This window comes from Streptococcus sp. SM5 (genome assembly GCF_027497975.1).
In genome coordinates this window covers 69277-94514 of sequence record NZ_JAJNSC010000008.1, presented here as the reverse complement: position 1 = coordinate 94514, position 25238 = coordinate 69277, and the positions used below count along the sequence as shown (strand labels likewise).

Annotated in this window: 22 protein-coding genes and 1 pseudogene; 20 read left to right on the top strand and 3 right to left on the bottom strand. The window is 41.8% G+C overall.

The window, feature by feature from the left end:
- The first annotated feature begins 6 nt into the window (after positions 1-6).
- The gene (locus PAN07_RS07835; RefSeq protein WP_084862508.1) at positions 7-441 is read left to right on the top strand and encodes an HD domain-containing protein; all 435 of its coding nucleotides are present in this window, start codon (positions 7-9) and stop codon (positions 439-441) included.
- Between the two features lie 51 nt (positions 442-492).
- Positions 493-1332 carry a thymidylate synthase gene (locus PAN07_RS07830; protein WP_084862506.1) on the top strand — a complete coding sequence of 280 codons (840 nt, stop codon included), beginning with the start codon at positions 493-495 and terminating at the stop codon, positions 1330-1332.
- 50 nt (positions 1333-1382) lie between these two features.
- On the opposite strand, the gene PAN07_RS07825 is transcribed toward PAN07_RS07830, so the two are convergent.
- Positions 1383-1553 (bottom strand): DUF3042 family protein, encoded by a 171-nt coding sequence (locus PAN07_RS07825; RefSeq protein WP_001051780.1) that lies wholly within the window; start codon positions 1551-1553, stop codon positions 1383-1385.
- A gap of 120 nt (positions 1554-1673) precedes the next feature.
- Between PAN07_RS07825 and miaA the strand changes: the two genes are divergently transcribed.
- From miaA to bgaA, 6 genes are all read left to right on the top strand, one after another.
- Complete coding sequence (gene miaA, locus PAN07_RS07820; RefSeq protein WP_084862505.1) at positions 1674-2558, top strand: tRNA (adenosine(37)-N6)-dimethylallyltransferase MiaA; 885 nt, start codon at positions 1674-1676, stop codon at positions 2556-2558.
- The gene (hflX, locus tag PAN07_RS07815) at positions 2551-3789 is read left to right on the top strand and encodes a GTPase HflX (RefSeq protein ID WP_084862503.1); all 1239 of its coding nucleotides are present in this window, start codon (positions 2551-2553) and stop codon (positions 3787-3789) included. The genes miaA and hflX overlap by 8 nt, the downstream gene beginning before the upstream one ends.
- Positions 3782-4405 carry a cystathionine beta-lyase gene (locus tag PAN07_RS07810; protein WP_084862502.1) on the top strand — a complete coding sequence of 208 codons (624 nt, stop codon included), beginning with the start codon at positions 3782-3784 and terminating at the stop codon, positions 4403-4405. Before hflX ends, PAN07_RS07810 begins: the two co-directional genes overlap by 8 nt.
- Before the next feature lie 14 nt (positions 4406-4419).
- Positions 4420-5349 (top strand): ribonuclease Z, encoded by a 930-nt coding sequence (rnz, locus tag PAN07_RS07805; protein WP_084862498.1) that lies wholly within the window; start codon positions 4420-4422, stop codon positions 5347-5349.
- 20 nt (positions 5350-5369) lie between these two features.
- The gene (locus tag PAN07_RS07800; protein WP_247933398.1) at positions 5370-6125 is read left to right on the top strand and encodes an SDR family oxidoreductase; all 756 of its coding nucleotides are present in this window, start codon (positions 5370-5372) and stop codon (positions 6123-6125) included.
- A gap of 245 nt (positions 6126-6370) precedes the next feature.
- Entirely contained in the window at positions 6371-13609 is a 7239-nt protein-coding gene (gene bgaA / locus PAN07_RS07795; protein WP_269797655.1) for an LPXTG-anchored adhesin/beta-galactosidase BgaA, read from the top strand.
- 179 nt (positions 13610-13788) lie between these two features.
- On the opposite strand, the gene PAN07_RS07790 is transcribed toward bgaA, so the two are convergent.
- On the bottom strand, positions 13789-14148 hold the full coding sequence (locus tag PAN07_RS07790; RefSeq protein WP_020902455.1) for a DUF3397 family protein: 360 nt from the start codon (positions 14146-14148) through the stop codon (positions 13789-13791).
- A gap of 91 nt (positions 14149-14239) precedes the next feature.
- Between PAN07_RS07790 and PAN07_RS07785 the strand changes: the two genes are divergently transcribed.
- From PAN07_RS07785 to PAN07_RS07765, 5 genes are read left to right on the top strand one after another with little or no spacing between them, the layout of a single operon-like run.
- On the top strand, positions 14240-15196 hold the full coding sequence (locus PAN07_RS07785; protein ID WP_025169866.1) for a TIGR01212 family radical SAM protein: 957 nt from the start codon (positions 14240-14242) through the stop codon (positions 15194-15196).
- Positions 15180-15737 carry a class I SAM-dependent methyltransferase gene (locus PAN07_RS07780; protein ID WP_020902457.1) on the top strand — a complete coding sequence of 186 codons (558 nt, stop codon included), beginning with the start codon at positions 15180-15182 and terminating at the stop codon, positions 15735-15737. The genes PAN07_RS07785 and PAN07_RS07780 overlap by 17 nt, the downstream gene beginning before the upstream one ends.
- Complete coding sequence (locus PAN07_RS07775; protein WP_020902458.1) at positions 15730-15984, top strand: hypothetical protein; 255 nt, start codon at positions 15730-15732, stop codon at positions 15982-15984. The genes PAN07_RS07780 and PAN07_RS07775 overlap by 8 nt, the downstream gene beginning before the upstream one ends.
- Positions 15985-15995: 11 nt before the next feature.
- A complete protein-coding gene (locus PAN07_RS07770) occupies positions 15996-18050 on the top strand; it encodes a sodium:proton antiporter (RefSeq protein WP_269797654.1) in 2055 nt (684 codons plus the stop codon).
- Positions 18051-18077: 27 nt separating this feature from the next.
- Entirely contained in the window at positions 18078-18938 is an 861-nt protein-coding gene (locus PAN07_RS07765) for a YihY/virulence factor BrkB family protein (protein WP_020902460.1), read from the top strand.
- A gap of 79 nt (positions 18939-19017) precedes the next feature.
- Here the strand turns inward: PAN07_RS07765 and queA are convergent, their stop codons facing one another.
- On the bottom strand, positions 19018-20046 hold the full coding sequence (queA, locus tag PAN07_RS07760; RefSeq protein WP_084947461.1) for a tRNA preQ1(34) S-adenosylmethionine ribosyltransferase-isomerase QueA: 1029 nt from the start codon (positions 20044-20046) through the stop codon (positions 19018-19020).
- A 150-nt stretch (positions 20047-20196) separates the two neighbouring features.
- Between queA and PAN07_RS07755 the strand changes: the two genes are divergently transcribed.
- The 7 genes and pseudogenes from PAN07_RS07755 (at position 20197) to hemW (ending at position 25235) form a co-directional block, all read left to right on the top strand.
- The gene (locus PAN07_RS07755) at positions 20197-20904 is read left to right on the top strand and encodes a glucosamine-6-phosphate deaminase (protein ID WP_261051036.1); all 708 of its coding nucleotides are present in this window, start codon (positions 20197-20199) and stop codon (positions 20902-20904) included.
- 150 nt (positions 20905-21054) lie between these two features.
- Positions 21055-21231, top strand: a complete 177-nt coding sequence (gene rpsU / locus PAN07_RS07750; protein WP_000048054.1) for a 30S ribosomal protein S21 — start codon at positions 21055-21057, stop codon at positions 21229-21231.
- Positions 21232-21512: 281 nt separating this feature from the next.
- On the top strand, positions 21513-22451 hold the full coding sequence (hprK, locus tag PAN07_RS07745) for an HPr(Ser) kinase/phosphatase (protein WP_049516049.1): 939 nt from the start codon (positions 21513-21515) through the stop codon (positions 22449-22451).
- Positions 22444-23232: a prolipoprotein diacylglyceryl transferase gene (lgt, locus tag PAN07_RS07740; protein ID WP_265465188.1), complete on the top strand. Its 789-nt coding sequence runs from the start codon at positions 22444-22446 to the stop codon at positions 23230-23232. The genes hprK and lgt overlap by 8 nt, the downstream gene beginning before the upstream one ends.
- Positions 23233-23659 (top strand): annotated as a pseudogene (locus PAN07_RS07735) (DUF948 domain-containing protein).
- Positions 23632-24021, top strand: coding sequence for a YtxH domain-containing protein (locus PAN07_RS07730; RefSeq protein WP_000517381.1), 390 nt, complete (start codon positions 23632-23634; stop codon positions 24019-24021). Before PAN07_RS07735 ends, PAN07_RS07730 begins: the two are co-directional and overlap by 28 nt.
- 83 nt (positions 24022-24104) lie before the next feature.
- Complete coding sequence (gene hemW, locus PAN07_RS07725) at positions 24105-25235, top strand: radical SAM family heme chaperone HemW (protein WP_261082674.1); 1131 nt, start codon at positions 24105-24107, stop codon at positions 25233-25235.
- Positions 25236-25238 lie beyond the last annotated feature (3 nt).

Genomic DNA, 25238 nt, shown 5'->3' with positions numbered 1-25238 from the left:
TTTTAAATGAATAAGTCAGAACAATCCATGTTTGAATTGGCTTTGTCCATTGCAAAAAAAGCACATGAGGGACAATATGATAAGGCTGGAGTAGTTTATATCAAACACCCTCTTTTTGTAGCAAGTCTGGTCGATACGCAAGAAGAAAAGGCAGTCGCTCTATTGCACGATGTTCTTGAAGATAGCCCTTATACAGCAGAAGAACTAATATTAGCTGGTTTACCAGAGACTGTTGTTACTGCAGTGCAGGTACTGACCAAGAAAAAGGAACAAGATTACCAACAATATTTGGAACTTGTTAAATCGAATCCTATAGCACGTTGTGTCAAATTAGCAGATTTGAAACATAATTCAGATTTATCTAGACTAGCTACAATTACTGAAAAGGATCTGGAACGATTTGAAAAATACAAGAAAGCTATTGATTATCTGAGCATGTAGAAAAGCTTTTTTTATGCTATACTAGTTAGGAAACAAATGAGGTGAGAGTAAATGACAAAAGCAGATACGATTTTTAAAGAGAATATTGAACGAATCCTCAAAGATGGTGTCTTTTCTGAACAAGCACGCCCCAAGTACAAGGATGGGACAGTTGCCAACTCCAAGTATGTAACGGGTGCATTTGCCGAGTATGACTTGGCAAAGGGGGAATTCCCCATTACAACCTTGCGTCCTATTGCCATCAAATCCGCCATCAAGGAAGTGCTCTGGATTTACCAAGACCAGTCTAATAGCTTAGAAGTGCTGAATAGCAAGTACAATGTTCACTACTGGAATGAATGGGAAGTGGGAAATACGGGAACCATTGGTGAGCGCTATGGTGCTGTTGTTAAGAAACACGACATTATCAATAAGCTTCTCAAGCAGTTGGAAGCCAACCCTTGGAACCGTCGCAATATCATTTCGCTCTGGGATTACCAAGCTTTCGAAGAAACAGATGGGCTACTCCCATGTGCCTTTCAGACCATGTTTGATGTCCGCCGTGTAGATGGAGAAATCTATCTGGATGCGACCTTGACCCAGCGTTCGAATGACATGTTGGTGGCCCACCACATCAATGCTATGCAGTATGTGGCTCTTCAAATGATGATTGCTAAACATTTTGGCTGGAAGGTTGGGAAGTTCTTCTACTTCATCAACAACCTCCATATCTATGATAATCAATTTGAACAAGCTCAGGAATTGCTCCGTCGTGAGCCATCAAACTGCCAACCACGTTTGGTCTTGAATGTACCAGACAAAACCAACTTCTTTGATATCAAAGCGGAAGATTTTGAGTTGGTGGATTATGACCCTGTCAAGCCACAGTTGAAGTTTGACCTAGCTATTTAAAAGAATAGAAAAAAGAAGTTGAGGCAATGAATCCCAACTTCTTTTGTTTCTTAACGTGATACGCGGCGGCGAGCTGCTTTTTTACGGTTTTCTTCGATGAAAGCAGCTTTTTGCTCTTCTGGTTCGATTACTTTCTTTTTAAATGCGTATACTGCACCTGCGACTGCAGCGACAGTTCCTGCGACACCTGTTACAAGACCTTTAGCGAATCCTTTAGCCATGAGTCTTCCTCCTTTATATTCTCAATCAGTCAGCCCCTTCAAGAGGTCACATTTTTCTGACTGACCTTTTTGTGTTATAATAATAGTAACGAAAAAATGGGAATTTTTCAAGGAAAAAAGATGAAAACAAAAATAATTGTGATTGTTGGACCGACTGCAGTTGGAAAGACGGCTCTAGCCATTGAAGTAGCCAAGCGTTTTAATGGCGAAGTGGTTAGTGGAGATAGCCAGCAAGTCTATCGAGGACTTGATATTGGGACGGCCAAAGCTAGTCCAGAAGAGCAGGCAGCTGTTCCTCATCATTTAATCGATGTTAGAGAGGTAACCGAGTCTTACTCGGCTTTTGATTTTGTTTCAGAAGCTAAGATGGCTATTGAGGATATTCACAGTCGGGGCAAGCTAGCTATTATTGCTGGTGGGACTGGGCTTTATATCCAGAGCTTGCTTGAAGGCTACCACCTAGGTGGGGAGACTCCCCATGAGGAAATTTTGGCCTATCGGGCTAGCTTGGAGCCTTATACAGATGAGGAATTAGCTCATATTGTGGAGCAAGTAGGCCTTGAAATTCCTCAGTTTAATCGTCGTCGTGCAATGCGTGCCTTGGAAATTGCCCATTTTGGTCAGGATTTGGAAAATCAAGAGAGTCTATATGAACCGCTGATTATCTGCTTGGATGATGAGCGCAGTCAATTATATGAACGTATCAATCACCGAGTGGACCTGATGTTTGAAGCTGGACTTCTAGACGAAGCCAAGTGGTTGTTTGACCATTATCCAGATGTGCAGGCTGCTAAAGGGATTGGTTACAAGGAACTCTTTCCTTATTTCCGTGGAGAGCAGACCTTGGAGGAAGCTAGTGAGAGTCTCAAACAGGCTACCCGTCGTTTTGCCAAGCGTCAGTTGACCTGGTTCCGTAATCGCATGCAGGTCACCTTTTATCAGATTGGAGAAGCTGGTGTGCAAGACCGCATTTTATGCCAGATAGAGGAGTTTTTAGATGATTGAAACGGAGAAAAAAGAGGAGCGGGTCCTGCTCATTGGTGTAGAATTGCAGGGGATGGACAATTTTGACCTCTCCATGGAAGAATTGGCCAGTCTAGCCAAGACAGCTGGAGCAGTTGTTGTAGATAGCTACAGACAAAAACGTGAAAAATATGATTCTAAGACCTTCGTCGGCTCTGGTAAGTTGGAAGAGATTGCGCTTATGGTGGATGCAGAAGAAATCACCACTGTCATCGTCAACAACCGTCTGACCCCAAGGCAAAATGTCAATCTAGAGGAAGTTCTGGGTGTCAAGGTCATTGATCGTATGCAGTTGATTTTGGATATCTTTGCCATGCGGGCTCGAAGCCATGAAGGGAAACTCCAAGTCCACCTAGCCCAGCTCAAATATCTCTTGCCCCGCTTGGTTGGTCAGGGAATTATGCTCAGCCGTCAGGCAGGGGGAATTGGTTCCCGTGGACCTGGTGAAAGCCAGCTGGAGCTGAACCGTCGTAGTGTTCGCAATCAAATCACGGATATCGAGCGCCAGCTCAAGGTGGTTGAGAAAAATCGGGCGACTGTCAGAGAAAAACGTTTGGAGTCAAGTGCCTTTAAGATTGGTTTGATTGGTTACACCAATGCTGGGAAGTCAACTATCATGAACACCTTGACCAGTAAGATCCAGTATGAGGCTGACGAGCTATTTGCGACTCTAGATGCGACGACTAAGAGTATCCATCTGGGGGGGAATCTCCAAGTAACTTTGACAGATACAGTTGGCTTTATCCAAGATTTGCCGACAGAGTTGGTGTCCAGTTTTAAGTCGACCTTGGAAGAAAGCAAGCATGTGGACCTTCTGGTTCATGTTATCGATTCCAGCAATCCTTACCACGAAGAGCATGAAAAAACAGTCTTGTCTATCATGAAAGACTTGGATATGGAAGATATTCCTCGCCTTACCCTTTATAATAAAGCAGATTTGTTGGAGGATTTCACGCCTACCCAAACCCCTTATGCTCTTATTTCAGCTAAGGCTGAGGATAGTCGTGAGAATTTGCAGGCACTATTTTTAGAGAAAATCAAGGATATTTTCGAACCCTTTACCCTGCGAGTGCCTTTTTCAAAATCCTACAAGATTCACGATTTAGAAAGTGTTGCGATTCTTGAAGATCGTGATTATCAGGAAGACGGCGAAGTCATTACAGGCTACATTTCTGAGAAAAATAAATGGAGGTTAGAGGAATTTTATGACTGATATTAAAACGTTGGCTCTAAAATATGGGGGCTATACAAGTCTGGACAAGGTCTATCTAGATCAACTTCTAGCTGGTAAAACAAATCAAGAGCAGTTGGCACTGATCACTCCTCCACCTAGCGTGGTCAATGCTTACTTTGCAGAACTCTACCAGAAAAAGAGTCCTGAGGCTGCGACGGATTATTTTGCGGAACTCAGTCAGGAACTGAATCTTTACAATGCTGAACCTAGTTTCACCCTAGAAAACAAGCCTTTTATTCGGCTTAATCTGTCTGGCAAATCCTTTGGTTTTTGTTATGAGAGTGAGGGGCTTGGTCGGATTTTCTCTGAGAATGAAGAGAAGATTTCTGATGACTTGCTTTTTGAAATTGCACAAATTTTTCCCCATCAGCTAGTCTTTGAGGAGTCTGGAAAGATTTACATGAAGGCTGTCGGAGATGAGGAAGTTGTTAGCGTGGAGAATCTAACAGCTTTGACTGATTTGGAAAGTTTGGCTGATGGTCGCAAGCGTCTTAAAGGTTACAGCCAAGAGGAGTTATTACAAGAAGCTGCTTCTTTTTCTGGCAAACGCTATTTCCGATCGGAAAACCGCACAGCCATGTTATATATTGATTAATTAGAAAGTATCGAATGGATATTCAATTTTTAGGAACGGGGGCTGGTCAGCCCTCTAAAGCCCGCAACGTTTCAAGTCTAGCTCTGAAATTATTAGACGAGATTAACGAAGTTTGGCTCTTTGACTGTGGAGAAGGAACGCAAAATCGCATCCTGGAAACCACGATTCGACCACGTAAGGTCAGCAAAATCTTTATTACCCACCTACATGGAGACCACATCTTTGGCTTGCCAGGTTTCCTTTCTAGTCGTGCCTTTCAGGCCAATGAAGAGCAGACAGATTTGGAAATCTATGGACCGCAAGGGATTAAGTCATTTGTTTTAACCAGCCTTCGTGTGTCAGGTTCGCGCCTGCCTTACCGTATTCATTTTCATGAGTTTGACCAAGATTCTCTAGGAAAAATCCTTGAGACCGATAAATTCACGGTGTATGCAGAGGAGTTGGATCACACTATTTTCTGTGTTGGTTACCGTGTTATGCAAAAGGACTTGGAAGGAACGCTGGATGCTGAAAAGCTCAAGGCAGCTGGTGTCCCATTTGGCCCACTTTTTGGGAAAATCAAGAATGGTCAGGATGTTGTTTTGGAAGACGGAACTGAAATCAAGGCAGCAGACTATATCTCAGCTCCACGTCCAGGTAAGATTATTACCATTCTTGGTGACACTCGCAAAACCAATGCTAGTGTGCGTCTGGCTGTTAATGCCGATGTCCTGGTCCATGAGTCCACTTATGGCAAGGGTGATGAAAAAATTGCTCGTAACCATGGCCACTCTACTAACATGCAAGCGGCACAAGTAGCGGTAGAAGCAGGTGCCAAACGCCTCTTGCTCAACCACATCAGTGCCCGTTTCCTCTCAAAAGATATCAGCAAGCTCAAAAAAGACGCTGCTAGTGTTTTTGAAAATGTCCATGTGGTCAAAGACTTGGAAGAAGTGGAAATCTAAAAGCTCGAGAAAGGATAAGTATGCCTACTATTCTCATTACCGGAGCTAGCGGTGGTCTAGCCCAAGAAATGGTCAAACTCCTGCCAAATGACCAACTCATCTTGCTTGGTAGAAATAAGGAAAAATTAGCCCAACTCTACGGAAATCATCCACAAGCAGAATTGATTGAAATCGATATTACCGATGATTCAGCCTTAGAAACTCTGGTAGCAGACCTCTATCTCCGTTATGGCAAGATTGATGTCTTGATTAACAACGCAGGTTACGGGATTTTTGAGGAATTTGACCAGATTTCTGACCAAGATATTCATCAGATGTTCGAGGTCAATACCTTTGCCTTGATGAATCTATCTCGTCGCCTTGCGGCTCGAATGAAGGAAAGTCGAAAAGGCCATATCATCAATATTGTCAGTATGGCAGGTTTGATCGCTACTGGCAAGTCCAGTCTTTACTCAGCGACCAAGTTTGCGGCCATTGGTTTTTCAAATGCTCTGCGCCTAGAACTCATGTCCTACGGTGTTTATGTAACGACGGTCAATCCAGGACCAATCCGCACAGGATTTTTTGACCAAGCAGACCCAGATGGGACCTATCTCAAGTCGGTTGACCGTTTCCTGCTAGAACCAGATACAGTGGCTAAAAAGATTGTCAAGATTATAGGAAAAAACAAACGAGAACTCAATCTCCCGATGTTGTTGAACCTAGCCCATAAGTTTTATACCCTCTTTCCAAAGCTAGCTGATAAGCTGGCAGGGGAGACTTTTAATTATAAATAGAAGAAGTTCCTTTTAAAGGGACTTTTTTACTTCTTTTAATTTAAAGGTTAATAAGTGTTTTTTCTTTTAAAACTACATTCAGTTTTTTTTAATTCTTCTACAAATTTTAGAAAAAACTATCAAAAATATTATTTTATATGCTAAAGTATTGAAAATTCCTATATTATTTAATAAAATAAGGGTAAAAGACTATTAAAAGTATGCGCTTACATAAAAATGAAAGCGATTACTAAAAGGAGGATTTTATGGAAAAAAGCCATTGGAATCGGAAAAGAGTCTATAGCATTCGTAAATTTGCTGTAGGAGCTTGCTCAGTAATGATTGGAACTTGTGCAGTTCTATTCGCAGGAAATATAGCTGGAGAATCTGTAGTTAATGCGGATGAAACACCTATTACTCGTACTGCTGAGAAACCTAAAGAGGAAAATCCTATAGTAGAAGAAAAGGTTGATCAAGCTTTGGAAACTAAAAATGTAGTCGAAAGTACAGCACAAAAACAACCTAGTGCCACTGAGTCTATTTCATCTGAGAAGAAAGAAGATGAAGCAGTGACTCCAAAAGAGGAAAAAGCATCTTCAAAATCTGAAGAAAAAGCTCCAAAGATAGAATCACAAGCTTCAAGTCAAGAAAAATCGCTCAAGGAAGATGTTAAAGCTGTGACAAATGAAGAAGTCAATCAAATGATTGAAGACAGAAAAGTGAATTTTAACCAAAATTGGCACTTTAAACTCAATGCGAATTCTAAAGAAGCCATTAAACCGGATGCAGATGTATCTACGTGGAAAAAATTAGATTTACCGCATGACTGGAGTATCTTTAATGATTTCGATCATGAATCTCCTGCACAAAATGAAGGTGGACAGCTTAACGGTGGGGAAGCTTGGTATCGCAAGACTTTCAAACTAGATGAAAAAGACCTCAAGAAAAATGTTCGCCTTACTTTTGATGGCGTCTACATGGATTCCCAAGTTTATGTCAATGGTCAGTTAGTGGGTCATTATCCAAATGGTTATAACCAATTTTCATATGATATCACTAACTATTTGAACAAAGATGGACGTGAGAATGTAATTGCTGTTCATGCAGTCAACAAACAACCAAGTAGCCGTTGGTATTCAGGTAGCGGTATTTACCGTGATGTGACTTTACAAGTGACAGATAAAGTTCATGTTGAGAAAAATGGGACAACCATCTTAACGCCAAAACTAGAACAACAGCAACACGGCAAGGTTGAAACTCATGTGACTAGCAAAATTGTCAATACGGACGACAAAGACCATCAACTTGTAGCAGAATATCAAATCGTTGAACGTGGTGGTCAGGCTGTGACAGGTCTAGTACGTACAGAGAGCCGTACCTTGAAAGCACATGAAGTAACTAGTCTTGATGCGATCTTAGAAGTTGAAAGACCAAAACTCTGGACCGTTTTAAATGACAAACCGGCCTTGTATGAATTAGTTACACGTGTTTACCGGGACGGTCAATTAGTTGATGCTAAGAAAGATCTGTTTGGTTACCGATATTATAACTGGACTCCAAATGAGGGCTTCTCTTTGAATGGTGAACGCATTAAATTCCATGGAGTTTCCTTGCACCATGACCACGGAGCGCTTGGAGCAGAAGAAAACTATAAGGCTGAGTACCGTAGACTGAAACAGATGAAGGAAATGGGAGTGAATTCGATTCGTACGACTCACAACCCAGCAAGTCCTCAGACTTTACAGATTGCAGCTGAACTTGGCTTACTTGTTCAAGAAGAGGCCTTTGATACTTGGTATGGCGGAAAGAAACCATACGATTATGGTCGTTTCTTTGAAAAAGATGCTACCCATCCTGAGGCTAAAAAAGGTGAAAAATGGTCCGACTACGATTTACGTACTATGGTAGAGAGAGACAAAAATAATCCTGCTGTTTTTATGTGGTCAATCGGAAATGAAATCGGTGAAGCAAATGGGGATCCTCATTCTCTAGCGACTGTTAAACGTCTAGTCAAAGTTATCAAGGATGTTGATAAGACTCGTTATGTTACCATGGGAGCAGATAAGTTCCGTTTCGGTAATGGTAGCGGTGGGCATGAAAAAATTGCTGATGAACTCGATGCTGTTGGATTTAACTACTCTGAAGATAATCACAAAGCCCTTAGAGCTAAGCATCCAAACTGGTTGATTTATGGGTCAGAAACATCTTCAGCAACGCGTACAAGAGGAAGTTACTTCCACCCAGAGCGTGAGTGGGTACAAAGTAATCAGTCATGGCGTAACTATGAACAGTCAGATTATGGAAATGACCGTGTTGGTTGGGGTAAAACGGCAACTGCTTCATGGACATTTGACCGTGACAATGCTGGCTATGCTGGTCAATTCATTTGGACAGGTACGGACTATATCGGTGAACCAACTCCATGGCACAACCAAAACAACACGCCGGTTAAAAGCTCTTATTTTGGTATAGTAGATACTGCAGGTATTCCAAAAAACGATTTTTATCTTTACCAAAGTCAATGGGTTTCTGCCAAGAAAAAACCAATGGTTCACCTTCTTCCTCACTGGAACTGGGAAAACAAAGAGTTGATAGACAATGTAGCAGACGCGGAAAATAAAATCCCTGTACGTGCTTATTCTAATGCTGCAAGTGTAGAATTGTTCTTGAATGGCCAGTCTCTAGGAGAGAAGAAATTCAACAAAAAACAAACTAGCGATGGACGAACTTACCAAGAAGGTGCTAATGCTAATGAACTTTATCTTGAATGGAAAGTTGCTTATCAACCGGGTACCTTGGAAGCAATTGCTCGTGATGAATCTGGCAAGGAAATTGCTCGAGATAAGATTACGACTGCTGGTAAGCCAGCGGCTGTTCGTCTTATCAAGGAAGAACATGCAATCGCAGCAGATGGAAAAGACTTGACATACATCTACTATGAAATCGTTGACAGCCAAGGGAATGTAGTACCAACTGCCAATAATCTGGTTCGCTTCCAATTGCACGGACAGGGCCAACTTGTCGGTGTTGATAACGGGGAACAAGCCAGCCGTGAACGCTATAAGGCGCAAGCAGATGGATCTTGGATTCGTAAAGCCTTTAATGGTAAAGGTGTTGCCATTGTCAAATCAACTGAACAAGCAGGTAAATTCACACTGACAGCCCATTCAGATCTCTTGAAATCTAGTCAAGTAACTGTCTTTACTGGTAAAAAAGAAGGACAAGAAAAAACTGTTTTAGGGACAGAAGTAGCAAGAGTTCGTACATTAATTGGTAAAGATCCAAAAATGCCGAAAACAGTAGGTTTTGTATACAGCGATGGTAGTCGTGAAAAACTTCCAGTAACTTGGTCTCAAGTCGATGTTAGTCAAGCAGGAGTTGTGACTGTTAAAGGTACAGCAAATGGACGTGAGGTAGAGGCTCGTGTCGAGGTTCTAGCAATTGCGAAAGAATTACCAACAGTTAAACGTGTTGCTCCAGGAGCAGACTTGAATACTGTAGATAAATATGTGTCAATACTTGTAACAGATGGAAGTGTACAAGAGTACGAAGTAGATAGCTGGGAGATTGCGGAAGCAGATAAAGCCAAACTTTCAGTAGCTGGATCACGTATTCCAATGACTGGTCAGTTAGCTGGAGAAACTATTCATGCAACCCTTGTGGTAGAAGAAGGAAAAGCTGCAGCACCTGTAGTGCCAACTGTTACTGTTGGTGGTGAGGCAGTAACAGGGCTTACTAGTCAACAACCAATGCAATACCGCACTCTTGCTTATGGTGCCCAATTGCCAAAAGTCACAGCAAGTGCTGAAAATGCTGATGTTACAGTTCTTCAAGCAAGCGCAGCAAACGGCATGCGTGCGAGCATCTTTGTTCAGCCTAAAGATGGTGGCCCTCTTCAAACCTATGCGATTCAATTCCTTGAAGAAGCACCGAAAATTGACCACTTGAGCTTACAAGTTGAGCAAGCTGACGGTCTCAAAGAAGACCAAACAGTCAACTTGTCGGTTCGAGCTCATTATCAAGATGGAACGCAAGCTGTATTACCAGCTGATAAGGTGAGCTTCTCTACAAGCGGTGAAGGGGAAGTTGCAGTCCGAAAAGGAATGCTTGAGTTGCATAAACCAGGAGCACTTACTCTGAAAGCTGAATATGAGGGTGCTACAGGTCAAATCAATCTCACTATACAAGCAAATACTGAGAAGAAGATTGCGCAATCCATCCGTCCTGTAAATGTAGTGACAGATTTACACCAAGAACCTACTCTTCCGTCAACAGTAACGGTTGAGTATGACAAAGGTTTCCCTAAAGCTCACAAAGTCACTTGGCAAGCTATTCCGAAAGAAAAACTAGACCACTATCAAAGCTTTGAAGTGCTAGGTAAAGTTGAAGGAATTGACTTGGAAGCGCGTGCTAAAGTATCTGTAGAAGGCATCGTTTCAGTTGAAGAAGTCAGTGTGACAACTCCAATCGCAGAAGCACCACAATTACCAGAAAGCGTTCGTACATATGATTCAAATGGCCACGTTTCATCAGCTAAAGTTGCATGGGATGCGATTCGTCCAGAGCAATACGCTAAGGAAGGTGTCTTTACAGTTAATGGTCGCTTAGAAGGTACTCAATTAACAACTAAACTTCATGTTCGAGTATCTGCTCAAACTGAGCAAGGTGCAAACATTTCTGACCAATGGACCGGTTCAGAATTGCCACTTGCCTTTGCTTCAGACTCAAATCCAACCGACCCTGTTTCAAATGTCAACGATAAATTGATTTCCTTTAACGACCGACCAGCCAATCGTTGGACAAACTGGAATCGCAGTAATCCAGAAGCTTCAGTTGGTGTCCTGTTCGGAGATTCAGGTATCTTGAGCAAACGTTCAGTTGATAATCTAAGTGTCGGATTCCACGAAGACCATGGAGTTGGTGCACCGAAGTCTTATGTGATTGAGTATTATGTTGGTAAGACTGTTCCAACAGCTCCTAAAAACCCTAGCTTTGTAGGTAATGAAGAACATGTCTTTAACGATCCTGCAAACTGGAAAGAGGTAAGCAATCTCAAAGCTCCAGCTCAACTCAAGGCTGGAGAAATGAACCACTTTAGCTTTGATAAAGTTGAAACCTATGCTGTCCGTATTCGTATGGTGAGAGCAGACAACAAACTTGGAACGTCTATTACAGAAGTACAAATCTTTGCGAAACAAGTTGCGGCAGCCAAACAAGGACAAACAAGAATCCAAGTTGACGGCAAAGACTTAGCAAACTTCAACCCTGATTTGACAGACTACTACCTTGAGTCTGTAGATGGAAAAGTTCCCGCAGTCACAGCAAGTGTTAGCAACAATGGTCTCGCTACCGTCGTTCCAAGTGTTCGTGAAGGTGAGCCAGTTCGTGTCATCGCGAAAGCTGAAAATGGCGACATATTAGGAGAATACCGTCTGCACTTCACTAAGGATAAAGACTTACTTTCTCGTAAACCAGTTGCTGCGGTTAAACAAGCGCGCTTGTTGCAACTAGGGCAACCACTTGAATTGCCGACTAAGGTTCCGGTATACTTCACAGGTAAAGACGGCTACGAAACAAAAGACCTGACAGTTGAATGGGAAGAAGTTCCAGCAGAAAATCTGACAAAAGCAGGTCAATTTACTGTTCGAGGTCGTGTCCTTGGTAGCAATCTTACTGCTGAGTTCACTGTAAGAGTGACAGACAAACTTGGTGAGGCTCTTTCAGATAACCCTAACTATGATGAAAACAGTAACCAGGCCTTTGCTTCAGCAACTAATGATATTGACGACAGTTCTCATGACCGTGTAGACTATATCAATGATAGAGATCACTCTGAAAATCGTCGTTGGACAAACTGGTCTGCAAGCCCGTCTACCAACCCAGAAGTATCAGCAGGTGTGATCTTCCGTGAAAATGGTAAGATTGTAGAGCGGACTGTTGCGCAAGCCAAACTTCACTTCTTTGCAGATAGTGGTACGGATGCGCCTTCTAAACTTGTTTTAGAGCGCTATGTCGGTCCAGACTTTGAAGTGCCTACCTACTATTCAAACTACCAAGCCTACGAATCAGGACATCCATTTAACAATCCAGAAAATTGGGAAGCTGTTCCTTATCGTGCGGATAAAGACATTGCAGCTGGAGATGAAATCAACGTAACATTTAAAGCTGTCAAAGCTAAAGCCATGAGATGGCGTATGGAGCGTAAAGCAGATAAGAGCGGTGTTGCGATGATTGAGATGACCTTCCTTGCACCAAGTGAATTGCCTCAAGAAAGTACTCAATCGAAGATTCTTGTAGATGGAAAAGAACTTCCTAATTTCGCTGAAAATCGTCAAGATTATCAAATTACCTATAAAGGTCAACGTCCAAAAGTCTCAGTTGAAGAAACCAATCAAGTAGCTTCAACAGTTGTAGATAGTGGAGAAGACAGCCTTCCAGTACTTGTTCGCCTCGTTTCAGAAAGTGGAAAACAAGTTAAGGAATACCGTATCCAGTTGACTAAGGAAAAACCAGTTTCTGAGAAGACAGTTGCTGCTGTACAGGAGGAACTTCCAAAACTTGAATTTGTTGAAAACGATTTGGCCTACAAGACAGTTGAGAAAAAAGATTCAACACTTTATCTAGGTGAGACTCGTGTAGAACAAGAAGGAAAAGTTGGTAAGGAACGTATCTTTACAGCAATTAATTCTGATGGAAGTAAGGAAGAAAAACTCCATGAAGTGGTAGAGGCACCAATAGACCGCATCGTCTTGGTCGGAACCAAACCAGGAACCTCTCTTCCAGAAGACGAAGTGAAAAATCTTGTTTTGAATCGCCCAGAGCTTGTAGTCGAAGAAGAAACCATTGACTTCAAGGTTCAGGAGCGTAAGTCTGATAAGTTGTATCTAGGTGAAACCCGTGTCCTCCAAGAAGGAAAACAAGGTGTCCGTGTTCGCTTGATTGAAGTAGAAAATGGAAAACGTCAGCTTAAAGAAACTTACGATAAAGTTGCTGCACAAGATCGTATCGTGGAAGTGGGAACCAACCCAGGAACCTCTATTCCAGAAGACGAAGTGAAAAATCTTGTGCTTCATAGCCCAGAGCTTGTAGTCGAAGAAGAAACCATTGACTTCAAGGTTCAGGAGCGTAAGTCTGATAAGTTGTATCTAGGTGAAACCCGTGTCATTCAAGAAGGAAAACAAGGTGTCCGTGTTCACTTGATCGAAGTGGAAAATGGCAAGCGGACTGAAAAGGATAGCTATGATAAAGTTATGGCTCAAGATCGCATCATAGAAGTCGGTACAGCTGGCGAAACAACCAAACCAGTAGCTCAAGAAGCTAAAAAACCACAAGTGTCAGAAAAAGCAGCTACAAAACCAATCGCTTCAAGTGAAGCTAGTCAAGCTAACAAAGCGCAGTTACCAAATACAGGAAGTGCGGCAAGCCAAGCAGCAGTAGCAGCAGGCTTAGCTCTTCTCGGTTTGAGTGCCGGATTAGTAGCCACTAAAGGTAAAAAAGAAGATTAGAAATTTTGATACCTTCTTTATCATTAAAGACTAGTGAGAAGCTCTTGTCTTAGATAGAAGATTAATCCCTTAGAATGCAAGCTTCTAAGGGATTTTCTTTGTATAAAGTTGTATAGTGTTACTGTCTATCCTATTTTGTAGAGAAAGCAAAAATCCCTAGAAAATGTTTAGGGATTCGATTATTTCATTAAGAACAATTCAACAATCATCTCGATATACATAACAAGGGTTAATAAGAATCCTGCACGCCAGAAGAATTTGATGAATTTAGGATAGTAAAAGCTGCGTTTTTTCAAAAGGAAGAAAAAAACGAGAATAATGGCTAGGAGTGAGAGGGCTAGGCCTAGTCTAGGGAGGAAATTATGGGTAAAGGTTTTAGCTGTAATAAGGTAATATTCAAATACCAAGACTGGAAAAGCCAAATCCGCAAAGTTTCGTCCTAGTTTTTTTAATCTAAAAAGTTTGGTTATGATAATGCAGACGACCAAGGTCAGTATCAATAATAAAATAGATGCTAATTTCATTAAAATCATACCCATATTGTATCATAAAAAATCGCTAATGGAAACGAGAAACAGAGGAATTTATAGGAAAGTCAGGCTTTTGAGATTGTAGATGTTTTTTGTTATAATGAAAGTTATGAAATCTTATAATACCTTGAATGATTATTATCGAAAACTCTTTGGAGAAAAGACCTTTAAAGTCCCTATTGATGCGGGGTTTGACTGTCCCAATCGTGATGGGACTGTGGCTCATGGAGGCTGTACTTTTTGTACGGTTTCAGGTTCTGGAGATGCTATCGTAGCACCGGATGCGCCTATCCGTGAGCAATTTTATAAGGAAATTGACTTTATGCACCGTAAGTGGCCGGATGTTCAGAAATATCTGGTTTATTTTCAAAATTTTACCAACACCCATGAAAAGGTGGAAGTGATTCGGGAGCGATATGAACAGGCTATCAACGAGCCAGGTGTGGTAGGAATCAATATTGGAACGCGCCCAGACTGTTTACCAGACGAAACCATTGAATATTTGGCTGAATTATCGGAGCGCATGCATGTGACGGTTGAATTGGGCTTGCAGACTACTTATGAAACAACCTCTGACCTGATTAACCGTGCCCACTCCTATGAGTTGTACGTGGAAACGGTCAAGCGTTTGAGAAAGTATCCCAAGATTGAGATTGTTTCTCATTTGATCAACGGACTTCCTGGTGAAACCCATGAGATGATGATTGAAAATGTCCGCCGCTGTGTTACGGACAATGATATTCAAGGGATTAAACTGCACTTGCTCCATCTTATGACAAATACTCGTATGCAACGAGATTACCACGAAGGACGTTTGCAGTTGATGAGTCAGGACGAATATGTCAAGGTTATCTGCGACCAATTGGAAATCATTCCCAAGCATATTGTCATCCATCGAATCACAGGAGATGCACCTAGAGATATGCTGATTGGTCCTATGTGGAGCCTCAATAAATGGGAAGTGCTAAATGCTATTGAAACTGAAATGCGACGTCGTGGAAGCGTTCAAGGATGTAAGGCTGTAAAACAGGAGTTTGAAAATGAAAAGACCACTTGAGATGGCACATGATTTTTTAGCTGAGGTAGTGACAAAAGAGGATATCGTAGTGGATGCGACTATGGGAAATGGTCATGACACGCTTTTTTTAGCCAAGCTAGCTAAGCAAGTCTATGCCTTTGATATTCAGGAGCAAGCCTTGGAAAAGACGCAAGAGCGTTTGAACCAAGCTGGCCTGACAAATGCCCAGTTAATCTTACAAGGCCATGAGACACTGGACCAGTTTGTGACAGAAGTCAAGGCAGGGATTTTTAATCTGGGTTATCTGCCGTCAGCTGATAAGTCCGTCATCACCCAACCTCAGACTACCATTGAAGCCTTAGAAAAGCTGTGTCGTTTGCTGGTCAAAGGGGGACGGATTGCTATCATGATTTACTATGGTCATGAGGGAGGAGATATTGAGCGAGATGCTGTCTTGAATTTTGTTAGCCAGTTGAACCAACAAGAGTACACAGCTGCCATTTACCGAACTTTAAACCAAGTCAACAACCCACCATTTTTAGTAATGATTGAAAAATTAGAGAGATATAGACATGGATAAACAATACCTACGTGAAAAGCTGGATGCCATGCGCCAGAATTTTGTTGAATCAACTCACCATGAACGAGCGGTGGGTGTGTTAGACCAAGCACACATGAGCAAAAAAATGCTTAAAATCAAGAAAAAATTAGTTGCTCTTGAGATGGAACGGTGCCAGAGAAAAATTGAGCACAAAGACTGTTCCAAGATTGATCAAAAAATCAAAGAGCAGAAGGAGATATTTGAATCCTGTTGTAAAAAAAATTAAGGAGGAAGTCCGTGGAATTACTGATTTACCTTATCCTATTTTTACTGGTCTTGATTGTCTCAAGTACAACCAATAAGCTCCTGCCCTTTTTGCCTCTCCCTTTGGTGCAGATTCTTTTGGGAATCGTGATTGGTCTTTTTTTACCCAATACCGACTTTCACCTCAATACGGAGTTGTTTTTGGCACTGGTTATCGGGCCCTTGCTTTTCCGAGAGTCGGAGGAAGCAGATATTACGGCTATTTTAAAACACTGGCGAATCATTGTTTATCTCATATTTCCAGTGATTTTCATCTCGACCCTGAGTTTGGGTGGCTTGTCCCATCTTCTTTGGCTCAGTCTTCCCTTGGCGGCTTGCTTGGCTGTTGGGGCAGCCCTTGACCCTACGGACTTGGTAGCCTTTGCCTCTCTTTCGGAGCGGTTTAGCTTTCCTAAGCGCGTGTCCAATATCCTTAAGGGTGAAGGACTCTTGAATGATGCTTCTGGCTTGGTTGCCTTTCAGGTAGCTTTGACAGTTTGGACAACTGGGGCCTTTTCCCTTGGGCAAGCGAGTAGTTCGCTCATCTTTTCAATCCTAGGCGGTTTTTTGATTGGCTTTTTAACAGCCATGACCAACCGTTTCCTCCATAGTTTTTTACTTAGTGTACGAGCAACGGATATTGCCAGCGAACTTTTATTAGAATTGAGTTTGCCCTTGGTAACCTTCTTTCTAGCAGAAGAAGTACACGTTTCAGGAATTATTGCCGTTGTAGTTGCTGGGATTTTAAAGGCAAGCCGTTTTAAGAAAATTACGCTCCTTGAAGCCCAGGTGGATACGGTGACCGAGACGGTCTGGCATACAGTGAATTTTATGCTAAACGGTTCTGTCTTTGTGATTTTAGGGATGGAGTTGGAAATGATAGCAGAACCTATCTTGACCAATCCAATCTATAATCCCTTACTTTTATTGGTATCTCTTATAGCCCTTACCTTTGTCCTCTTTGCCATTCGTTTTGTCATGATTTATAGCTATTATGCCTATAGGACTAGACGTCTCAAGAAAAAACTGAATAAGTATATGAAGGACATGCTTCTTTTGACTTTCTCAGGTGTTAAGGGAACCGTGTCGATTGCTACGATCCTTCTGATACCAAGTAATCTAGAACAGGAGTATCCTCTCTTGCTTTTCCTTGTCGCAGGTGTGACGCTTGTAAGCTTTTTAACAGGCCTCGTAGTCTTGCCTCATCTTTCTGATGAACAGGAAGAAAGTAAGGACTATCTCATGCATATTGGCATTTTGAATGAAGTAACGATAGAGTTGGAAAAAGAGTTGGAAGATACCAGAAATAAGCTCCCCCTCTATGCAGCCATTGACAATTACCATGGACGAATAGAGAATCTTATCTTGAGTCAAGAAAATAAGGGGGCTCAAGAAGACTGGGAGGCCTTGAAACTTCTTATCCTCAGTATTGAAAGTGATGGTTTAGAACAGGCTTACGAAGAAGGCAAGATGAGTGAGCGTGCTTATCGAGTCTACCAACGTTACTTGAAAAACATGGAGCAAAGTATCAATCGTAAGTTTGCTTCACGTTTGACCTATTATTTCCTTGTTTCCTTGCGGATTTTACGTTTTCTCCTTCACGAAGTCTTTACCTTTGGCAAGACCTTCCGCAGTTGGAAAAATGAAGAATCACAGAAACTCAGAGCCCTTGACTATGATCAAATTGCAGAGCTCTATCTAGAAAATACAGAGATGATTATCGAAAGTCTGGAGAACCTAAAAGGGGTTTATAAGAGTTCTTTGATCAGTTTCATGCAGGATTCTCGTCTCAGAGAAACAGCTATTATCACCAGTGGTGCCTTTGTCGAACGGGTTATCAATCGTGTCAAACCCAACAATATCGATGAAATGCTGAGAGGCTATTATCTGGAGCGCAAGTTGATTTTCGAATACGAAGAAAAACGATTGATTACGACCAAGTATGCCAAGAAGTTACGACAAAATGTAAATAACCTAGAGAACTATTCCTTGAAGGAAGCTGCCAATACCCTGCCTTATGATATGATGGAATTGGTAAGAAGAAATTAATCAAGATTATAAGTGAAGGAGTATGATATGAAGAAGTGGTGGAAAGAGCTGATAGATAAGCCCTTATTAAAAGCTTTTTTGCATTATTATCAAGCATCAGATAGTGAGTTAACCAGTGTCGCAGTAGCCTACTATTGGTTGATTTCGATTTTTCCCCTGCTTTTGGTGGTAGTTAATATCCTCCCATATTTTCAGATTCCAGTTTCTAATTTTTTAAAGGTTGTCAATGAATTCTTGCCGGATACCATGTATGATGTGGTCGCAAAGATCATTACAGAAGTGCTGACCCAACCGTCAACGGGTTTATTGAGTTTTGCGGTTTTGTCAGCCCTCTGGACCTTTTCAAAATCTATGAATTTCCTGCAGAAAGCCTTTAATAAAGCTTACGGAGTATCAAAAAATCGTGGAATGATTTCCCATCAACTCATGAGTTTGTTTGTCAGTTTTGGCTTGCAGATTCTCTTTGCTTTAGCTCTGTTTTTGAGTGTCTTTGGCCGTATGCTCCTCAACCTTGTCAAAAGCTATTGGAAATCGGATAGTCCTCTTTTTGATTATCTGCAAGACCTAACAGGCCCTTTGGTCTATGCCTTGATTTTTGCCATCCTGGTCATGCTCTACTATTTTCTACCCAATGTTAAGGTGCGAAGGATTCGCTCTGTATTGCCAGGTAGTGCCTTTGTCTTGTTGACCCTGGTCTTACTACTCAATATCTTTTCAGTCTATGTTAACAATTATGTCAATCACCTAGTGGACGTGCGTTTTTTCAGTTCCGTCGTCGTGGTGGTCATGATGTTCTGGTTTATTCTCATCGCTAAGATTTTGATTATCGGCGCGGTGATCAATGCCAGTGTCCAGAGCTTGAAAGATACGAGCTTTAGAATAAATTAACTCATTTTTTATCCATTACAAAACGCATACTATCAGGCTTTATAAAACCTTGATAATATGCGTTTTTTGATTATATAAATTAATAGATAAACATGGCATCGCCAAAACTGAAGAAGCGGTAGTGTTCTTGAATGGCATGGTGATAAGCGTCTAAGACTAATTCACGGCCGGCAAAGGCAGAAACCAACATGACCAGAGTTGATTTTGGCAGGTGGAAGTTGGTTGAGAAGGCATCCACGACCTTCCACTCATACCCAGGTTTGATAAAGATATTGGTCCAGCCAGAATCTGCTTGGATTTGCCCATCAAACTTGGAACCAATAGTCTCCAAGGTACGGATAGAAGTGGTTCCGACAGCGATGATGCGACCACCATTTTCTTTAACAGAGCGAAGGGTGGCAGCAGCTTCCTCAGAAAGTTGGTAGAATTCTGAGTGCATTTCATGCTCGTCCAGATTGTCAACTGAAACAGGTCTAAAGGTTCCAAGCCCGACATGAAGAGTCAGATAGACTAGATGAACACCCTTAGCTTGGATTTCTGCTAGCAGTTCTTTGGTGAAATGAAGACCAGCAGTTGGTGCTGCAGCAGAGCCACTTTCCTTGGCGTAAACGGTTTGATAGCGTTCACGGTCATCCAGTTTTTCGTGGATATAAGGAGGTAGCGGCATTTCTCCTAGACTTTCCAAAACTTCTAGGAAAATTCCTTGGTACTCAAAGCGGACAATACGGCCACCGTGGGTCAATTCTTCCGTAACGACAGCGCTGAGGCGACCATCACCAAAGCTGACACGAGTGCCGACCTTGAGGCGTTTGGCAGGTTTTGCCAGAACTTCCCACTCGTCTCCACTAGTGTTTTTAAGGAGGAGAAGTTCCACATGGCCTCCTGTCTCCTCTTTTTGACCATAGAGGCGGGCAGGGAGAACTCGGGTGTCGTTCATAACAAGAGCATCACCAGGTTCCAGCATATCAATAATAGAGTGGAAGTGTTTATCCTGCATTTCTCCCGTCTCACGGTTGACGATGAGGAGTTTAGAGGCGTCCCGTTTTTCAAGAGGCGTTTGGGCAATCAATTCCTCGGGTAAGTGGAAATCAAAATCAGCTGTATTCATATATTTGTTCATTCTTTCTAAGTTCTAATCTTATCCATTATAACATGTTTCAAGTATAGTCGCTCTTTTTTTGAAAATTAAATCGTTTTCACTTGACAAAAATTGGTCTATACCATATAATAAATATAGATTAAAGCGGAGGATGAAAAGATGAAAGTCATTAAAGTTGAAAACCAAATCGAAGGTGGAAAAGTTGCTTTTGAGATTTTGAAGGAAAAAATAGCCAACGGCGCTAAAACCCTAGGACTTGCGACTGGAAGTAGCCCACTTGAATTTTACAAGGAAATTGTTGAGAGTGACCTTGATTTTTCAAATTTAACCAGTGTGAACCTTGATGAGTATGTAGGACTTGATGGAGATAATCCACAGTCTTACCGTTACTTCATGCAAGAAAACTTGTTTAACCAAAAACCGTTTAAAGAAAGTTTCTTGCCTCGTGGGGTTAAGGACAATGCTGAAGCTGAAGTTGAACGCTACAACCAAGTTTTGGCTGACCATCCAGTTGACCTCCAAATTTTGGGAATCGGTCGCAATGGACATATCGGATTTAATGAACCCGGTACTCCATTTGACAGTCAAACTCACCTTGTAGAACTTGACAAGTCTACTATTGAAGCAAACGCACGTTTCTTTGACAAGATTGAAGACGTCCCAACTCAAGCCATTTCAATGGGGATTAAAAATATCTTGGATGCCAAGTCAATTATTCTCTTTGCTTACGGTGAGTCGAAAGCAGAAGCCATTGCCGGAACAGTGTCTGGACCAGTGACTGAGAGTCTACCAGCAAGTAGCCTGCAAAATCACCCTGATGTGACCATCATTGCAGATGCTGAAGCGCTCAGCCTACTTGAAAAATAAAAAACGAAACCCTTCAGTTTCTTCTATCTGAGTGCTTTAAACTCTTGTATAAATGGCAAAAAAATCAAAATTAAACCGCATTTTTTCTTGACAATTATTCCTTTTACGTGTAAAATAGAATAGATCTTGAACTTGAAGGGAGTGAAAAAAATGTCTAAAACAGTAGTACGTAAGAATGAATCTCTTGACGACGCACTTCGTCGTTTCAAACGTGCGGTTACTAAAGCTGGTACTCTTCAAGAAACACGCAAACGTGAATTCTATGAAAAACCTTCTGTAAAACGTAAACGTAAATCAGAAGCAGCTCGTAAACGTAAAAAATTCTAATTAGAAATGAAAGGCTGGAGAAATCTAGTCTTTTTTCTTTTAATACTCTTCGAAAATCTCTTCAAACCATGTCAACGTCGCCTTGGATTATATATGTGACTGACTCCGTCAGTCTTATCTACAACCTCAAAGCAGTGCTTTGAGCAACCTGCGGCTAGTTTCCTAGTTTGCTCTTTGATTTTCATTGAGTATAAATAAATACTTCAAAGCCTGCAAAAATCTGAAACTTCTAAGGACAATTTGATATAATAGTAAAAAGAACTCGATTGAAGGAGGAAATGATGTCGGTTTTAGTAAAAGAAGTGATTGAAAAGCTCAGACTAGACATTGTCTATGGCGAACCAGAATTACTTGAAAAGGAAATTAATACCGCGGACATTACGCGACCTGGTCTTGAAATGACGGGCTATTTTGACTATTATACGCCTGAGCGAATCCAACTCTTGGGAATGAAGGAGTGGTCCTATCTCGTTTCGATGTCCTCTCACAACCGTTACCAAGTCTTGAAAAAAATGTTTCTACCTGAGACACCTGCGGTCATTGTTGCTCGTGGTTTGGTGGTTCCAGAGGAGATGCTAAAGGCAGCCAGAGAATGTAAGATTGCCATTTTAACCAGCCGTACGGCAACCAGTCGTTTATCTGGAGAGTTATCTAGTTATCTGGATTCACGTTTAGCAGAACGGACCAGTGTGCACGGTGTCTTGATGGATATCTATGGAATGGGTGTCTTGATTCAAGGTGATAGTGGCATCGGTAAGAGTGAGACAGGTCTAGAGCTTGTCAAACGTGGTCACCGCTTGGTAGCCGATGATCGTGTCGATATCTTTGCCAAGGATGAGATTACTCTTTGGGGTGAACCAGCTGAAATCTTGAGACACCTGATTGAAATTCGTGGGGTTGGGATTATCGATGTCATGAGCCTCTACGGTGCGAGTGCCGTCAAGGATTCTTCACAAGTCCAGCTGGCTGTTTATTTGGAAAATTACGATACACATAAAACTTTTGATCGTCTTGGAAACAATGCAGAGGAAATAGAAATTTCTGGCGTAGCCATTCCTCGTATCCGCATTCCAGTGAAAACAGGTCGTAATATCTCTGTCGTGATTGAGGCTGCTGCCATGAATTATCGTGCCAAGGAAATGGGCTTTGATGCGACGCGTTTGTTCGAAGAACGCTTGACCAATCTCATTGCTCAAAACGAGGAGGTGCCTAATGTTTGATCCAATTGCGATTCATCTAGGCCCTCTAGCCATTCGATGGTATGCCTTGTGTATTGTAACAGGCTTGATTCTTGCGGTTTATTTGACCATGAAAGAAGCACCTAGAAAGAAGATCATACCAGACGATATTTTAGATTTTATCTTGATAGCCTTTCCTCTGGCTATTTTAGGAGCTCGTCTCTATTATGTTATTTTCCGTTTTGATTACTATAGTCAGAACTTGGGAGAAATTTTTGCCATTTGGAATGGTGGTTTGGCTTTTTACGGTGGTTTGATAACTGGGGCTATTGTACTCTATATCTTTGCTGATCGTAAACTCATTAATACTTGGGATTTTCTAGACATTGCGGCGCCTAGCGTCATGATTGCCCAAAGTTTGGGTCGCTGGGGCAATTTCTTTAACCAAGAAGCCTACGGTGCAGCAGTGGATAATCTGGATTATCTACCTGGCTTTATCCGTGACCAGATGTATATTGAGGGAAGCTACCGTCAACCGACCTTCCTTTACGAGTCTCTATGGAATCTGCTTGGCTTTGCCTTGATTTTGGTATTCAGACGAAAATGGAAGAGTCTCAGACGAGGTCATATCACTGCTTTCTACTTGATTTGGTATGGTTTTGGTCGTATGGTCATCGAAGGCATGCGGACAGATAGCCTCATGTTCTTTGGACTTCGAGTGTCTCAATGGCTTTCGGTTGTTCTTATCGGTCTCGGTATTTTTATCATTCTCTATCAAAATCGAAAGAAAGCCCCTTACTATATTTCTGAGGAGGAAAACTAAATGTTAGAAGTTGCATATATTCTTGTAGCCCTTGCTTTGATTGTCTTTTTAGTGTATCTAATTATTACTGTACAAAAGCTTGGACGTGTTATCGATGAAACAGAAAAGACGATTAAAACCTTAACTTCAGATGTAGATGTGACCTTGCATCATACCAATGAATTGCTGGCTAAGGTCAATGTTTTGGCAGATGATATCAATGTTAAGGTGGCAACGATTGATCCACTCTTTAGTGCCGTTGCAGATTTATCTCTATCTGTTTCAGACCTCAATAATCATGCGCGTGTCTTGAGCAAGAAAGCTTCATCGGCTGGTTCAAAAACACTTAAGACTGGTGCAAGTTTGTCAGCCCTACGTGTCGCAAGTAAATTTTTCAAAAAATAAAAAAGGAGAATCCTTATGGGTAAACTATCCTCAATCCTTTTAGGAACCGTTTCAGGTGCAGCTCTTGCCTTGTTTTTAACAAGTGACAAGGGCAAACAAGTTTGCAGTCAGGCTCAAGATTTTCTGGATGATTTGCGAGAAGATCCTGAGTATGCCAAGGAGCAGGTCTGTGAAAAACTAACAGAAGTCAAGGAGCAGGCTACAGATTTTGTTCTTAAAACCAAAGAACAGGTTGAGTCAGGTGAAATCACTGTGGACAGTGTACTTGCTCAAGCCAAATCATGTGCTCGCCAAGCGACAGAAGCATCAAAAGATCGATTCAATAATCTCAAGGAGCAATGGCAAGAAAAGGCCGAAACTCTTGATGAATCAGAAGAGATTGTTATTGACATAACAGAAGAATAAACCATCACCATCTCTGGACGGACTATGTGTCTGGGGATGGTGATTTTTTTCTCGTAGCGTGTCTTTGTGGTATAATAATTACTATGCAGAAAAAACCAACGTCAGCCTATGTGCACATCCCATTTTGTACCCAGATTTGTTATTATTGTGACTTTTCAAAAGTTTTTATCAAGAATCAGCCGGTAGATAGTTATTTGGAACATCTGTTAGAAGAGTTTCAATCTTATGATATTCAAAAGTTGCGAACCCTCTACATCGGTGGTGGCACACCGACAGCTTTGTCAGCTTCGCAACTGGAGGTGTTATTGAAGGGATTGACTAAAAACTTGGACCTGTCTGTTTTAGAAGAGTTGACTATTGAGGCTAATCCAGGCGACTTGGATGCGGATAAGATTGCTGTTTTGAAAAACTCGGCTGTCAACCGTGTTTCGCTAGGCGTGCAGACCTTTGACGACAAGATGTTGAAAAAGATTGGGCGCAGTCATTTGGAGAAGGACATTTATGAAAATATCGACCGCCTTAAACTGGCTGGTTTTGACAACATCTCCATCGATTTGATTTATGCGTTGCCTGGTCAGACCATGGAGCAGGTCAAGGAAAATGTGGCTAAGGCCATTGGACTTGATATTCCCCATATGAGTTTGTATAGCTTAATTTTGGAAAATCATACGGTCTTTATGAACCGCATGCGACGAGGGAAATTGCCTCTACCTAAGGAGGAGCTGGAAGCGGAGATGTTTGAGTACATCATTGCAGAGCTGGAGCGAGCTGGTTTTGAGCATTATGAGATTTCCAATTTCTCAAAGCCTGGTTTTGAAAGTCGCCACAATCTCATGTACTGGGACAATGCTGAATACTATGGCATCGGTGCTGGGGCATCTGGTTATGTCAATGGAGTTCGCTATAAGAATCATGGTCCCATTCGTCATTATCTTAATGCGGTTGAAAAAGGCAATGCGCGCATCACAGAAGAGCACCTGAGTCAAAAGGAGCAAATGGAAGAAGAAATGTTCCTAGGTCTCCGCAAGAAATCAGGGGTTTCCATGGCGCGATTTGAGGAAAAATTTGGTCGGTCTTTTGATGGACTTTATGGAGAAATTGTCAGAGACTTGGTTCAACAAGGTCTCATGCAAATAGAGGGTGACCGCGTGCGCATGACAAAAAGAGGTCTCTTTTTGGGAGACACCGTAGCAGAACGATTTATTTTGGAGTAGGAT

Excerpts from the sequence above, each read along its gene's own strand:
- PAN07_RS07835 (WP_084862508.1), top strand. The coding sequence starts at position 7 with ATGAATAAGTCAGAACAATCCATGTTTGAATTGGCTTTGTCCATTGCA.
- PAN07_RS07830 (WP_084862506.1), top strand. The coding sequence starts at position 493 with ATGACAAAAGCAGATACGATTTTTAAAGAGAATATTGAACGAATCCTC.
- PAN07_RS07825 (WP_001051780.1), bottom strand. The coding sequence starts at position 1,553 with ATGGCTAAAGGATTCGCTAAAGGTCTTGTAACAGGTGTCGCAGGAACT.
- miaA (WP_084862505.1), top strand. The coding sequence starts at position 1,674 with ATGAAAACAAAAATAATTGTGATTGTTGGACCGACTGCAGTTGGAAAG.
- hflX (WP_084862503.1), top strand. The coding sequence starts at position 2,551 with ATGATTGAAACGGAGAAAAAAGAGGAGCGGGTCCTGCTCATTGGTGTA.
- PAN07_RS07810 (WP_084862502.1), top strand. The coding sequence starts at position 3,782 with ATGACTGATATTAAAACGTTGGCTCTAAAATATGGGGGCTATACAAGT.
- rnz (WP_084862498.1), top strand. The coding sequence starts at position 4,420 with ATGGATATTCAATTTTTAGGAACGGGGGCTGGTCAGCCCTCTAAAGCC.
- PAN07_RS07800 (WP_247933398.1), top strand. The coding sequence starts at position 5,370 with ATGCCTACTATTCTCATTACCGGAGCTAGCGGTGGTCTAGCCCAAGAA.
- bgaA (WP_269797655.1), top strand. The coding sequence starts at position 6,371 with ATGGAAAAAAGCCATTGGAATCGGAAAAGAGTCTATAGCATTCGTAAA.
- PAN07_RS07790 (WP_020902455.1), bottom strand. The coding sequence starts at position 14,148 with ATGGGTATGATTTTAATGAAATTAGCATCTATTTTATTATTGATACTG.
- PAN07_RS07785 (WP_025169866.1), top strand. The coding sequence starts at position 14,240 with ATGAAAGTTATGAAATCTTATAATACCTTGAATGATTATTATCGAAAA.
- PAN07_RS07780 (WP_020902457.1), top strand. The coding sequence starts at position 15,180 with ATGAAAAGACCACTTGAGATGGCACATGATTTTTTAGCTGAGGTAGTG.
- PAN07_RS07775 (WP_020902458.1), top strand. The coding sequence starts at position 15,730 with ATGGATAAACAATACCTACGTGAAAAGCTGGATGCCATGCGCCAGAAT.
- PAN07_RS07765 (WP_020902460.1), top strand. The coding sequence starts at position 18,078 with ATGAAGAAGTGGTGGAAAGAGCTGATAGATAAGCCCTTATTAAAAGCT.
- queA (WP_084947461.1), bottom strand. The coding sequence starts at position 20,046 with ATGAATACAGCTGATTTTGATTTCCACTTACCCGAGGAATTGATTGCC.
- PAN07_RS07755 (WP_261051036.1), top strand. The coding sequence starts at position 20,197 with ATGAAAGTCATTAAAGTTGAAAACCAAATCGAAGGTGGAAAAGTTGCT.
- rpsU (WP_000048054.1), top strand. The coding sequence starts at position 21,055 with ATGTCTAAAACAGTAGTACGTAAGAATGAATCTCTTGACGACGCACTT.
- hprK (WP_049516049.1), top strand. The coding sequence starts at position 21,513 with ATGTCGGTTTTAGTAAAAGAAGTGATTGAAAAGCTCAGACTAGACATT.
- lgt (WP_265465188.1), top strand. The coding sequence starts at position 22,444 with ATGTTTGATCCAATTGCGATTCATCTAGGCCCTCTAGCCATTCGATGG.
- PAN07_RS07730 (WP_000517381.1), top strand. The coding sequence starts at position 23,632 with ATGGGTAAACTATCCTCAATCCTTTTAGGAACCGTTTCAGGTGCAGCT.
- hemW (WP_261082674.1), top strand. The coding sequence starts at position 24,105 with ATGCAGAAAAAACCAACGTCAGCCTATGTGCACATCCCATTTTGTACC.